The sequence below is a fragment of the Mycobacterium sp. IDUB_1 genome (assembly GCF_055419625.1).
Genome location: NZ_JBVAYA010000006.1, coordinates 100126 through 113241 on the forward strand (window position 1 = coordinate 100126; position 13116 = coordinate 113241).

General features: G+C 68.8%; 11 protein-coding genes. 7 read left to right on the forward strand and 4 right to left on the reverse strand.

The window, feature by feature from the left end; translation table 11 throughout:
* Position 1 precedes the first annotated feature (1 nt).
* Genes scpA through lipL form a run of 3 tightly spaced genes read left to right on the forward strand, consistent with a single transcriptional unit; the run spans position 2 to position 4575 of the window.
* Positions 2-2260 carry a methylmalonyl-CoA mutase gene (scpA, locus tag ACZYYX_RS26855; protein ID WP_463817870.1) on the forward strand — a complete coding sequence of 753 codons (2259 nt, stop codon included), beginning with the start codon at positions 2-4 and terminating at the stop codon, positions 2258-2260.
* Positions 2261-3247 (forward strand): methylmalonyl Co-A mutase-associated GTPase MeaB, encoded by a 987-nt coding sequence (gene meaB / locus ACZYYX_RS26860; RefSeq protein WP_463817871.1) that lies wholly within the window; start codon positions 2261-2263, stop codon positions 3245-3247.
* 59 nt (positions 3248-3306) lie between these two features.
* Positions 3307-4575: an esterase/beta-lactamase LipL gene (lipL, locus tag ACZYYX_RS26865; protein WP_463817872.1), complete on the forward strand. Its 1269-nt coding sequence runs from the start codon at positions 3307-3309 to the stop codon at positions 4573-4575.
* Positions 4576-4791: 216 nt separating this feature from the next.
* Here lipL and ACZYYX_RS26870 read toward each other — a convergent pair whose 3' ends face one another.
* Together ACZYYX_RS26870 and ACZYYX_RS26875 are read right to left on the reverse strand one after the other, a co-directional pair.
* Positions 4792-5526, reverse strand: coding sequence for a hypothetical protein (locus tag ACZYYX_RS26870; protein WP_463817873.1), 735 nt, complete (start codon positions 5524-5526; stop codon positions 4792-4794).
* 12 nt (positions 5527-5538) lie between these two features.
* Entirely contained in the window at positions 5539-5919 is a 381-nt protein-coding gene (locus ACZYYX_RS26875) for an XRE family transcriptional regulator (RefSeq protein WP_463817874.1), read from the reverse strand.
* Positions 5920-6055: 136 nt separating this feature from the next.
* On the opposite strand from ACZYYX_RS26875, the gene ACZYYX_RS26880 reads away from it, so the two are divergent.
* Both ACZYYX_RS26880 and ileS read left to right on the forward strand, forming a co-directional pair.
* On the forward strand, positions 6056-6652 hold the full coding sequence (locus ACZYYX_RS26880; RefSeq protein WP_463817875.1) for a hypothetical protein: 597 nt from the start codon (positions 6056-6058) through the stop codon (positions 6650-6652).
* 219 nt (positions 6653-6871) lie between these two features.
* Complete coding sequence (gene ileS, locus ACZYYX_RS26885) at positions 6872-9997, forward strand: isoleucine--tRNA ligase (RefSeq protein WP_463817876.1); 3126 nt, start codon at positions 6872-6874, stop codon at positions 9995-9997.
* Positions 9998-10001: 4 nt separating this feature from the next.
* Here the strand turns inward: ileS and ACZYYX_RS26890 are convergent, their stop codons facing one another.
* Positions 10002-10208: an RNA-binding S4 domain-containing protein gene (locus ACZYYX_RS26890; protein ID WP_463817877.1), complete on the reverse strand. Its 207-nt coding sequence runs from the start codon at positions 10206-10208 to the stop codon at positions 10002-10004.
* A 32-nt stretch (positions 10209-10240) separates the two neighbouring features.
* On the opposite strand from ACZYYX_RS26890, the gene ACZYYX_RS26895 reads away from it, so the two are divergent.
* Positions 10241-11626 carry a DNA polymerase IV gene (locus ACZYYX_RS26895; protein WP_463817878.1) on the forward strand — a complete coding sequence of 462 codons (1386 nt, stop codon included), beginning with the start codon at positions 10241-10243 and terminating at the stop codon, positions 11624-11626.
* Here the strand turns inward: ACZYYX_RS26895 and ACZYYX_RS26900 are convergent.
* Positions 11591-12484 (reverse strand): asparaginase, encoded by an 894-nt coding sequence (locus ACZYYX_RS26900; protein ID WP_463817879.1) that lies wholly within the window; start codon positions 12482-12484, stop codon positions 11591-11593. The two genes, ACZYYX_RS26895 and ACZYYX_RS26900, sit on opposite strands and share 36 nt — an antisense overlap.
* 42 nt (positions 12485-12526) lie before the next feature.
* On the opposite strand from ACZYYX_RS26900, the gene lspA reads away from it, so the two are divergent.
* Complete coding sequence (gene lspA, locus ACZYYX_RS26905; protein WP_463817881.1) at positions 12527-13108, forward strand: signal peptidase II; 582 nt, start codon at positions 12527-12529, stop codon at positions 13106-13108.
* Positions 13109-13116 lie beyond the last annotated feature (8 nt).

The following is a 13116-nucleotide window of genomic DNA, read 5'->3' on the forward strand; positions in this document are numbered from 1 at the left end:
CATGACCGCTACTGAGAAGCGCACCGAGCTTGGGAGTTTCGCCGACATCCCGCTGCACGCCGCCGGCGACTTCGCCGCATCGACGCGTGACGAGGTCGCAGAAGCCACTGTCGCGGCGGCCGAAGCGCACGGCTACACCGCCGAGCAGCTGGACTGGGCCACCCCCGAGGGTATCGACGTCAGACCCGTCTACATCGCCGCCGATCGCGAAGACGTCGCCGCGGCGGGCTACCCGCTGGGCAGCCTGCCGGGCCTGCCGCCGTTCGTGCGGGGGCCCTACCCGACGATGTACGTCAACCAGCCCTGGACCATCCGGCAGTACGCCGGGTTCTCCACCGCCGCCGAATCGAACGCGTTCTACCGCCGCAACCTCGCGGCAGGCCAGAAGGGCCTGTCGGTGGCCTTCGACCTGGCGACCCACCGCGGGTACGACTCCGACCACCCCCGGGTGGCCGGTGACGTCGGCATGGCCGGCGTGGCGATCGACTCCATCCTGGACATGCGGCAGCTCTTCGACGGCATCGACCTGGGGTCGGTGTCGGTGTCGATGACGATGAACGGTGCGGTGCTGCCGATCCTCGCCCTGTACGTGGTGGCCGCCGAGGAGCAGGGTGTGCCGCCGGAGAAGCTCGCCGGGACCATCCAGAACGACATCCTCAAAGAGTTCATGGTCCGCAACACCTACATCTATCCGCCGAAGCCCTCGATGCGCATCATCTCGGATATCTTCGGCTACGTCAGCGTGAAAATGCCCAAGTTCAACAGCATTTCGATCTCGGGCTATCACATCCAGGAAGCTGGGGCCACGGCCGATCTCGAGCTCGCGTACACGCTGGCCGACGGCGTCGAGTACCTCAAGGCCGGCCTCGACGCCGGGCTGGACATCGACAAGTTCGCGCCGCGGCTGTCCTTCTTCTGGGGCATCGGGATGAACTTCTTCATGGAGGTCGCCAAGCTGCGCGCCGGGCGGCTGCTGTGGAGCGAGCTGGTGGCCGAGTTCGGCGCGAAGAATCCGAAATCGCTGTCGCTGCGCACTCATTCGCAGACGTCCGGTTGGTCGCTGACCGCCCAGGATCCGTTCAACAACGTTGCCCGCACGTGCGTCGAGGCGATGGCCGCCACCCAGGGGCACACCCAGTCGCTGCACACCAACGCCCTCGACGAGGCGCTCGCGCTGCCCACCGACTTCTCGGCGCGTATCGCCCGCAACACCCAGCTGCTGCTGGCCCAGGAGTCCGGCACGACCCGCCCGATCGATCCCTGGGGCGGCTCGTACTACGTGGAGTGGCTGACCCATCAGCTCGCCGAGAAGGCTCGCGAGCACATTCGTGAGGTCGCCGAGCACGGCGGTATGGCCCAGGCGATCGACGAGGGCATCCCGAAACTGCGTATCGAGGAGGCCGCCGCGCGCACCCAGGCACGCATCGACTCCGGCCAGCAGACGGTGATCGGAGTCAATCGCTACCAGGTCGACGAGGATCACGAGATCGAGGTCCTCAAGGTCGAGAACAGCAGGGTTCGTGCCGAGCAGATCGCCAAGCTCGAGTCGTTGCGCGCCGAGCGTGACAATGCCGCCACGCAAGCCGCGCTCGACGAATTGTCACGTGCCGCAGCGGCGTCCGGCCGCGCCGGAGATGACGGCCTGGGTAACAACCTGCTGGCACTGGCGATCGACGCCGCGCGCGCCAAGGCGACAGTCGGTGAGATCTCCGACGCGTTGGAGAAGGTGTACGGACGGCACCAGGCCGAGATCCGGACGATCGCCGGCGTGTACCGGGACGAGGTGGGCATGGCCAGCAACGTCAGTAGCGCCACCGAACTGGTGGCGAAGTTCGCCGAGGCGGATGGCCGCAGGCCTCGCATCCTGGTCGCGAAGATGGGCCAGGACGGTCATGACCGCGGACAGAAGGTGATCGCGACGGCATTCGCCGACATCGGCTTCGACGTCGACGTCGGTTCGTTGTTCTCCACGCCGGAGGAGGTGGCGCGCCAGGCCGCCGACAACGACGTGCACGTGGTCGGGGTGTCGTCGCTGGCGGCGGGACATCTCACGCTGGTGCCCGCGCTGCGCGATGCGCTGGCCGAGGTCGGTAGGCCGGACATCATGATCGTCGTCGGCGGGGTCATTCCGCCAGGTGATTTCGAGGAGCTCTACCACGCCGGTGCCACGGCGATCTTCCCACCGGGCACCGTGATCGCCGACGCCGCGATCGGTCTGCTGAACAAGCTCGGCGAGCGCCTGGGCTACACGCTGAGCTAGATGAGCTCACCCGTCGAACTCGCTGCAGCGCTGCGCGGCGGTGACCGCTCCGCGCTCGCGCGGGCGATCACGCTGGTCGAGTCGACCCGCGCCGATCACCGGGAACGCGCCCAGGAGCTGCTGCTCGAGCTCATGCCCGAGGCGGGTAGCGCGCTACACGTCGGCATCACCGGGGTTCCCGGGGTGGGCAAGTCGACGACCATCGAAGCGCTCGGCATGTACCTGATCGAGCAGGGGCATCGGGTCGCGGTGCTGGCCGTCGACCCGTCGTCGACACGTACTGGGGGCTCGATCCTCGGCGACAAGACCCGCATGGCGCGCTTGGCGGTGCATCCGGACGCCTACATCCGTCCGTCGCCGACCTCGGGGACGCTCGGCGGGGTCGCCAAGGCCACCCGGGAGACCATCGTGCTGCTGGAGGCGGCGGGGTACGACGTGATCCTGGTGGAGACCGTCGGGGTCGGGCAGTCCGAGGTGACCGTCGCCAACATGGTGGACACGTTCGTGTTCCTGACGCTGGCGCGCACGGGGGATTCGCTGCAGGGCATCAAGAAGGGCGTCCTGGAGCTAGCCGACGTCGTCGTGGTGAACAAGGCAGACGGCGGACACGCTGTCGAGGCAAAGGCGGCAGCACGTGAGCTGGCCGGTGCGATCCGGTTGCTCTATCCCCGCGAGACGCTGTGGCGCCCGCCTGTGCTCACGATGAGCGCGCTGGAGGGCACCGGTCTCGAGGAGATGTGGGCGACGGTGCTGCGGCACCGGGACGTGCTGACCGACGCCGGAGAGTTCGACGCGCGGCGGCGTACCCAGCAGGTGGAATGGACGTGGTCGATGGTGCGCGACGCCGTCCTCGACCGAGTGTTGTCGCACCCCGAGGTCCGGGCTGGCCGCGCCGAGGTGGAGCGTGCGGTGCGCGACGGTGAGCTGACGCCGACGCTCGCTGCGCAGCAGATCCTGGACATCGCCGAGCGACCGGCAAATCGTTAGATTAACGAATCGGTAACTCCGCACCGCTTTGCCATACCGCGGAGTATGTTCGTTGCATTGTGACGAGCGGTGATTTCGGTGGGCGCGACGATGCGCTTCCCCACGGGGTGCAGGGGGCTGCAGACCCCGCCTTCTCGTGGGCGGTCAGGGCGTTCAAGCAGATGTTCCCGCATCGGCGCTTCGGCGGCGGCGCGCTGGCGGTCTATCTCAACGGCGAGCCCGTCGTGGACGTCTGGACCGGCTGGTCGGACCGCCGGGGCCGGCGGCATTGGACCGCCGATACGGCGCCCATGGTGTTCTCGGCGACCAAGGGTGTTGCTGCCACGGTCATCCACCGGCTCGCCGACCGCGGCCTCATCGATTACGACGCGCCGGTCTCGGAGTATTGGCGGGAGTTCGGCGCCAACGGCAAATCGAAGATCACGGTGCGCGATGCCATGCGCCACCGGGCAGGTCTGTCACATCTCAACGGGGCCGCAGGCAATGACCTGATGGACCACTTCGCGATGGAGGAACGGCTCGCCGCAGCGCCTGCCAGCTGGCTGAGGGGCCGACCGGCCTACCACGCGTTCACCTTCGGCTGGCTGCTGTCCGGGCTGGCGCGCTCGGTCACAGGAACCGGAATGCGGGAATTGATCCGCAGCGAGGTCGCGGCGCCTCTGAACACCGACGGGCTGCATCTCGGACGTCCGCCGGTGCAGGCGCCCACGCAGCCGGCCCGCATCATCGGCCCGCAGAGCAAACTCCAGAATCCGTTGTTCAACCTCGTCGCGCCGCATGTGGCGGCCTTGCCGATCTCGGCGGGCTTCGGGGCGATGTACTTCCCGGGCGTCAAGTCGTTCGTCCAGGGCGACACCCCGCTGCTCGACGGGGAGATCCCCGCGGCCAACGGTGTGGCCACCGCCCGCGCACTGGCGCGCATGTACGGTGCGATCGCCAACGAGGGGTGCATCGACGGCAAGCAGTTCCTGTCCCGCGAGACGGCGGCAGCACTGGTGGGCAGGCGGAGCCTGCGTCCCGATCACAGCCTCGTCATACCGCTGTCGTTCCATCTCGGGTATCACAGCCTTCCGCTGTTCGGCATTCTGCCGGGGTTCGGGCACGTCGGCCTGGGCGGCTCGCTCGGCTGGGCGGACCCGGAACGCGGGCTGGCCTTCGGCTTCGTACACAACCGGCTGCTGACCCCGTTGGTGGTCAGCGACCAGGCCGGTTTCGTGACCACAGCGGCGCTGATCCGGCGGGGTGCGGCGGTTGCCCGCAGCAGGGGATACCGGCCGGTGCCCGACTTCGGGGCGCCGTTCACCGACGTCACCGCCGCGGCTGTCTGAGCGCACCCCCGAGGGTGGCGACGCGGGTCAGTGCTGTTTGCTGAACACTGCAATCGCGGTCCACGCCGTCGCCGGGCTCCGGTGCGGAAGCGACTATTCCCCGTCCGATGCCCGCGTCATGGTATCGCCGTTTTCGCTCAGTGGATAGACGACGGGCCGGTGAGCCTCACCCCGGGATCGGTGCGCGCCACATTTGCCCGGATGCCCGGATGCCGCTCAGGTGCCGGCGCGGGTGAACCATTTCGTGCGGAGCCGCCACGAATGCGCCGAGGTCAGTGCGAAACCGGCGCCGCACGCACATGCGAAGACCCACACCAGCGTGCTGCCCTGGACGGTCTGCAGGGTGGGGATGAGCGCGGTCACGATGCGCACCACGCACGCGATGATGCCCATCGCGGAGGCGAACAGGTAGATGTTGGCGATGTGGCGGGATCGCGGATCCGTGCGCAGGATCAGCAGCGCGCGTGACCCGTAGGCGAGCAGATAGATGAGCATCCCGCACAGCAGGAGCCAGTACAGGTTCAGCCACAGGTCGGTCGGCACTTCGAAGAAGTCGGGTCGGTAGATGGTGGCACCGTTGCCGAGCCAGAACGCCGCCAGCAGCAGCGGGATGCACAGCGTCGCGGGCCGCTCGACGAACTGCTTGAACCTCTGGTGCATGGCGTGGTCGGTCTCGAGCCTGCCGAGCGTGTTGTAGACCACCGCCGAGGCGGCCACGATGTAGGCGTCGTGGCCGAGGTAGTCCTCCACGTTCCACTTACCGGTGAGTGAATACAGCCAGTGGCCTACGGTCTCGGATGCCCACGGCGACATCAACAGCACGGCGATGCCCTGAAGCGCGATGTTGAGTGTCGCGGCCAGTTCCCAGCGGCAGGACCACGTCACACGCCGAATCCACAAGCTCCACGCGATGCACAAGAGTGTGATCGCGATCAGGGTCGCCACGGCCATCGGAGGCTGTCTTTACAGAGGCGGGGCGTCGAGACGCGGCGTCAGCTCGGACAGCCGAGGTCGACGCTGCGTGGACGCGGGTGCCACGGTCTGTTGGGTCGCGACGGTCTGGCGGGTCGCCACCGCAGCGCGGGCCGACTCGACATAGGTGAATATCTCGTGCCGGGTCATGAGGCCGAATTGGATCTGGAGATCCGGGTAGCTGAGGTCGAACCGATCGGCGACGCGGCGGAGCTCTTCGGCGTTCGGGTAGTCGGCTTCCTTGATGCGCCGGTAATACGTGCTGCTGGATGTGCCGAGAGCGTCGTAGATGTCTTTCGCGTCGATCTCCCCGTCCAACAGGTAGTCGAGCAGGGCTTTGAGCTGTCTGCCGTTCTCGTCTGTCCGGGGCACGTGACCACTGTAAACCGAAGGCGGCTGACAAGGCAGCCCTGCGGGCAAACAGATCAGAGTTTTCTTAATTGACACGGCCGTCACAGTTTTGGGAGCAGTCTCCCAATTCTGGGACAACCGCGCTACGGTTAGCTGCATGGTCGCTCCCTTCCTGCCTGACGAGGTCAAGCACCCCTTGCTCGCTGCGGCGCCGATAGCGCTGGACGTCTTCGACCGGGCCCCGGCGCCCTCGGCGTCGTCCCAGCGCTGCACCCACTCGAGCGCTCCGTCGAGCGAACTCGCTGCCGAGCTCGACGGGGCAGCGCAGTGGCTCGGTGTGCGAGTGGAGGAAATCCTGCTCGCAGCCCTGGGGCGCACGTTCGGCCACACCCGGGGCGACGGTGCGATCGCGGTGGCACTCCGCAGCGCAGCGATGGCCCCTGTTCATCCGGTCACGCTGCTGTGCGCGGCGGGATGGCCGATGGGCCCGAGCGAGATGCTGCAGGGGGCGCACAACTCTCTGCTGCCTGGCGCCGGGCATCCGCACTCGCCCGCCGAGATCGCCCTGACGGTGGACGGGGCCGCGGCGGACACCGTCGCACTGCAGGTGGACATCCGCCGTATCGGCGACGCCCTGCAGGTCGACTGGACCTACGACGCGTGCCGCCTGGACGGCTACTCGGTCGAAGAGATGGCCGAGCAGTTCGGCCTCGCGCTGATCGAGATCACCTCCGACGCCGGCGCGCCGCTGTAACTGTCCCGGCTAGACTGGCGGCCAGCGGCATCGATCCGGCCATCACCGGGGAGCCTTCGGAAGAACGGCGCCCAGCGCCCAGTAGACCCGAACGGGTGGGCCCGTCACAGCCTGTGAATGAGCGGCGCACCACAGGGTGCGCAAGCGGGGTGGTACCGCGGCGCTCGCGCACCGCGCGACGTCGTCCCCGTGCCTGGTTTGTGGCACAGGAGACCGACGGTGAGCGCGTACCCCAAGCCGGCGAGTGGATCGCCGGATTTCCCGAGTCTGGAACTCGACGTCCTCGAATACTGGGACCGGGACGACACCTTCCGTGCCAGCATCGCCCGCCGCGACGGTGCGCAGGAGTACGTCTTCTACGACGGTCCGCCGTTCGCCAACGGTCTGCCGCACTACGGTCATCTGCTCACCGGCTACGTCAAAGACATCGTGCCGCGCTACCGCACGATGCGTGGATACAAGGTCGAGCGGCGATTCGGCTGGGACACCCACGGGCTGCCCGCCGAACTCGAGGTGCAGCGCCAGCTCGGCATCTCCAGCAAGGCTCAGATCGAAGAGCTCGGCATCGAGAAGTTCAACGAGGCGTGCCGGGCGTCGGTGCTCAAGTACACCGGCGAATGGCGCAGCTACGTCACCCGCCAAGCCCGCTGGGTGGACTTCGACAACGACTACAAGACCCTCGATCTGGGCTTCATGGAGTCGGTGCTGTGGGCGTTCAAGCAGCTGTGGGACAAGGGACTTGCCTACGAGGGCTACCGCGTGCTGCCGTACTGCTGGAACGACGAGACGCCGCTGTCGAGCCACGAGCTGCGGATGGACGACGACGTCTATCAGAGTCGGCAGGATCCGGCCCTGACCGTCGGCTTCCGCATCACAGGCGGACCCGTCCCTGATCTGGTGGGTGCGCACCTGCTGATCTGGACCACCACGCCGTGGACCCTCCCGTCGAACCAGGCCGTCGCGGTGAATCCCGAGGTGACCTACGTCGTCGTCGAGCATGACGGGCAGCGCTACGTGATCGCCGAGGCGCGCCTGGGCGCCTACGCGCGTGAGCTCGGTGACGAGCCGGCGGTGCTCGCCACCTACACCGGCCGCGACCTGCTCGACGTCACCTACGTTCCGCCGTTCCCGTACTTCATGGACTCTCCCAACGCGTTTCGCGTTCTGCCCGCCGAATTCGTGAGTACCGAGGACGGCACCGGCCTGGTGCACATGGCCCCGGCCTACGGCGAGGACGACATGACCACCGCCTCGGCGGGCGGGATCGAAGCCGTCACCCCGGTCGACGCGCGAGGACGCTTCGACGCCACCGTGCCCGACTACCAGGGGCAGCACGTCTTCGAGGCGAACCCGCACATCATCCGCGATCTGAAGAACGGCACCGGCCCCGCCGCGGTGGGCGGCGCGGTGTTGCTGCGTCACGACACCTACGAGCACTCCTACCCGCACTGCTGGCGCTGCCGGAATCCGCTGATCTACCGGGCGGTCTCGTCGTGGTTCATCAAGGTGACCGAGATCCGGGACCGGATGGTCGAGCTGAACCAGGAGATCACCTGGTATCCCGAGCACGTCAAGGACGGGCAGTTCGGCAAGTGGCTCTCCGGCGCCCGCGACTGGTCGATCTCCCGAAACCGCTACTGGGGCAGCCCGATTCCGGTGTGGAAGTCCGACGACCCGGCCTATCCTCGCGTCGACGTCTACGGCAGCCTCGACGAGCTCGAGCGCGATTTCGGAGTGCGCCCCGACAACCTGCACCGGCCCTACATCGACGACTTGACCCGGCCCAATCCCGACGACCCGACAGGTCGTTCGACGATGCGGCGCATCGAAGACGTCTTCGACGTGTGGTTCGATTCGGGCTCGATGCCTTACGGACAGGTGCACTACCCGTTCGAGAACCAGGACTGGTTCGAGTCGCACTTCCCGGGCGACTTCATCGTCGAGTACATCGGCCAGACCCGCGGCTGGTTCTACACGCTGCACGTGCTGGCCACCGCCCTGTTCGACCGGCCTGCGTTCCGCACGTGCGTCAGCCACGGCATCGTGCTCGGCAACGACGGCCAGAAGATGAGCAAGTCGCTGCGCAACTATCCCGACGTCACCGAGGTGTTCGACCGGGACGGCTCGGATGCGATGCGCTGGTTCCTGATGGCGTCGCCGATCCTGCGGGGAGGCAACCTCGTGGTCACCGAGCAGGGCATTCGTGAAGGGGTTCGGCAGGTCCTGCTCCCGCTGTGGAACGCGTACTCGTTCCTCGCGCTCTACGCCCCGCAGAAGGGCACGTGGCGAACCGACTCCACGCATGTGCTCGACCGCTACATCCTGGCCAAGCTCGCGGTGCTGCGCGACGAGCTCACGGTGAGCCTCGACGTCTGCGACATCTCGGTGGCGTGCGACCAGCTCCGCCAGTTCACCGAGGCCTTGACCAATTGGTATGTGCGGCGGTCGCGCTCGCGATTCTGGGAAGAAGACCGCGACGCCATCGACACGCTGCACACCGTGCTGGAGGTGACGTGCCGGCTGGCGGCGCCGCTGCTGCCCCTGGCCACCGAGCGGATCTGGCGCGACCTCACCGGCGAGCGGTCGGTGCACCTCACGGACTGGCCGGAGGCGGGCCTGCTGCCTGCCGACCCGCAGTTGGTCGCCGACATGGACCTGGTGCGCGAAGTCGCCTCGGTCGGGTCCTCGCTACGCAAGGCCAAGAAGCTGCGGGTGCGCCTGCCGCTGCCGAAACTGGTTGTCGCGGTCGACGATCCGCAGCGGCTGGCGGCCTATCGCGAGTTGCTCGCCGACGAGCTGAACGTCAAGGCGGTGGAGTTGACGGACGACATCGCCGCGCACGGCCGCTTCGAGCTCGCGGTCAACGCGCGGGCGGCGGGCCCCCGCATCGGCAAGGACGTGCAGGCAGCGATCAAGGCGGTCAAGGCGGGGGAGGGCGTACTCAACGCCGACGGCACCCTGACCGCCGGGCCCGCGGTGCTGCTGCCCGAGGAGTTCACCTCGCGGCTTGTCGCGGCCGATCCGGAGTGGACCGCCGCGCTGCCCGACGGCGCGGGCCTGGTGGTGCTCGACGGCACGCTCACCCCGGAACTGGAGGCCGAGGGCTGGGCGAAGGACCGCATTCGCGAGCTGCAGGAACTGCGCAAGACCTCGGGCCTCGACGTCTCCGACCGCATCAGGGTCGTGATGTCGGTGCCCGCCGACAAGGAGCAGTGGGCGCACGCGCACGCGGAGCTGATCGCCGGCGAGATCCTGGCCACGGACTTCTCGTTCGTCGGGACCGAGGCCTTGCCGGAGGGAGTGGCGATCGGCGACGGCGTGCGGGTCAGCCTCGCCAAGGTCTAAAGGGTCAGCCGACCCGTGCGCTCTGCCCGCCGAACGTGACCACGTCCCCGGGGCGCAGCTGGCGACCGCGGCGCGTCTCGACCGCGTCGTTGACCGAGACCAATCCGTCGGCGATCACACCCTTGGCGTCGGCGCCGGTGTCGATCAGGTTCGCCAGCTTCAGGAACTGGCCGAGGCGGATCGTCTCGTCGCGGATCGGTACGTCGTGCACATCGCCAACGCTAGCCGCCTACAGTCAGCGGTGTGGGCGCGCGATGGGTCCTGCACCTGGACATGGACGCGTTTTTCGCGTCGGTGGAGCAGCTGACGCGGCCCACGCTGCGCGGCCGGCCTGTACTCGTCGGCGGTCTCGGTGGGCGCGGGGTGGTGGCCGGTGCCAGCTACGAGTCGCGCCGGTTCGGCGCGCGGTCGGCGATGCCGATGCATCAGGCCCGCCGCCTCGTCGGCGCGGGCGCAGTGGTGCTGCCGCCCCGCGGGGTGGTCTACGGGCTGGCCAGTCGCCGGGTGTTCGACACAGTGCGGGCCAAAGTGCCTGTTCTGGAACAGCTTTCGTACGACGAAGCGTTCGGGGAACCGGTCGAGCTCGCGGGCGCCCGCGCCGCTGAGGTCGAGGCCTTCTGCCAGCGCTTGCGAGCCGACGTGCGCGAGGTGACCGGCCTGGTGGCCTCGGTGGGCGCCGGTTCCGGCAAGCAGATCGCCAAGATCGCGTCGGGCCTGGCCAAACCCGACGGCGTGCGGGTGGTGGACCGCGACGAGGAGGTGTCGCTGCTGGCCGGTCTGCCCGTGCGCAGGCTGTGGGGCATCGGCCCGGTGGCCGAGGACAGACTCCACCGGCTGGGCATCGACACCATCGGCGCGCTGGCCGCGCTCACCGAAGCCGAGGTGGCCGACGTGCTGGGCGCCACGATCGGGCCTGCGCTGCACCGGCTGGCGCGCGGTGTCGACGATCGGCCGGTGGCCGAGAACGCGCCTGCCAAGCAGATCAGTGCCGAGTCGACGTTCGCCGAAGACCTGATCACGCTGGCGCAGCTGCGGGAGGCAATCGGGCCGATCGGCGATCACGCGCACCGCCGGCTGGAGAAGGACGGCCGCGGCGCGCGCACCATCACGGTCAAGCTGAAGCGCTCGGACATGAGCACGCTCACCCGGTCGGCGACGCTGCCGTATGCCACCACCGAGGCTGCGACGCTGATCGGCACCGCGCGCAAGCTGCTGCTCGACCCGGTGGAGATCGGCCCGGTTCGCCTTGTCGGCGTGGGGTTTTCGGGCCTGACCGAGGTGCGGCAGGAACCGTTGTTCACGGACCCGGAGCTGGCGATGGAGGAGACCTCCGACGGCGGGGTGCCGGCCACCCTGTCCGACGTGGCGGCCGCCGCACCCGCGTGGCGGATCGGTGACGACGTGACCCACGCCGAGTACGGGCACGGCTGGGTTCAGGGAGCAGGGCACGGGGTGATGACCGTGCGCTTCGAGACCAGGGCGCACGGCCCCGGCATCGCCCGCACCTTCCGGGGCGACGACCCGGCGCTGGCGAGGGCCAACCCGGTGGACAGCCTCGACTGGCCGGACTTCGTGGCCCGGCTCGGCACCGAGTCAGCCCCAGCGGGCGAGGATGTCGGCGGCCGGTGAACCGGCGGCCAGTGCCCCCATCAGCAGCACCCGGGCCTGCGGCGGCCGCAGCGTCGGCACCAGCATCGCGCCTGCGGTGACCAGGTCGTGGCCAGGGCCGTAGCCGGCGTTGACCCGGCCGCCGGGCACCCGCGTCGCCACCGCCACCGCGACACCGTTCGCGCAGTGCCGCCGCACACCGTCGATCAGCGCGGTGCCCACGTTGCCCGCACCCATCGCCTCGATCACCACACCGCGCGCCCCGGCCGCCACGTACGCGTCGAGTGCGGCACTGTCCGCGCCGGGGTAGGCGACCACGATGTCGACCCGCGGCGCGTCGGCGGCGCGCAACGCCCCCAGGTAAGGGCGCACGTCCGGCGCACGCCCAGCGAAGCTCTGGTCGCTGTCGGTGCTCACCTTGGTCAGCCCGAGTGCCGCGAACACTTCGCCGGCGAACGCCACCACCACACCAGCGCCTCGCATCGCCGGATCGGCCGCCGCGGCCAGCGCCTGACGCAGGTTGGCGGGGCCGTCGGCGTCCGGGGCGTCGGCGCTGCGTTGGGCGCCGGTCAGCACCACGGGCGTGGCGCCGGAGTAGGTCAACGCCAGCCACAGCGCGGTCTCCTCGAGGGAATCGGTGCCGTGGGTGACGACGACGCCGTCGGCGGCCCGCGCCGCGTCGTGCACCGCGGCACCGATGACGTCCCAGTCGGCGGGAACCAGCTGTGAGCTGTCCTTGCGCATCGCCTCGACCACGTCGATGTCGGTGTCGATGTCGGTGGTCAGCTCGGCTCCGGAACGGGTGGGGCGTTTGACACCGTCGGCATCGGCACTGGTGGAGATGGTGCCGCCGGTGGCGATCACGACGAGGCGGGCCATGGCTGGATTCTTCCCCATCGCCTCTTTGCGATGATGGACGGCGTGACTGACGAATCCTCCAGCCCGGCCGAACCGGCGACCGGCGATGCCGCGCAACCGCCGGCGGCGGACGCACCCCCGCGCCGGCGGCTGCGCCTGCTCCTGGGGGTGGCCGCGGTCGTGCTGGTGGCCGACATCGTCACCAAGATCCTTGCCGTCGAGCTGCTGACTCCCGGACAGCCCGTCTCGATCATCGGCGACACCGTGACCTGGACGCTGGTCCGCAACTCGGGGGCAGCGTTCTCGATGGCGACCGGCTACACCTGGGTGCTGACGCTGGTGGCCACCGGTGTGGTGATCGGGATCATCTGGATGGGGCGTCGCCTCGTCTCACCGTGGTGGGCCCTCGGACTGGGCATGATCCTGGGCGGCGCGATGGGCAACCTGGTCGATCGGTTCTTCCGCTCGCCCGGGCCGCTGCGCGGCCACGTCGTCGATTTCCTGTCGGTCGGATGGTGGCCGGTGTTCAACGTCGCCGACCCGTCGGTGGTGGGCGGCGCCATCCTCCTGGTGGTTCTCTCGCTGTTCGGGTTCGACTTCGATACGACCGGCCGGCGCCGTGCCGGCGCTGACGGCGAGCAGTGAACACCGGG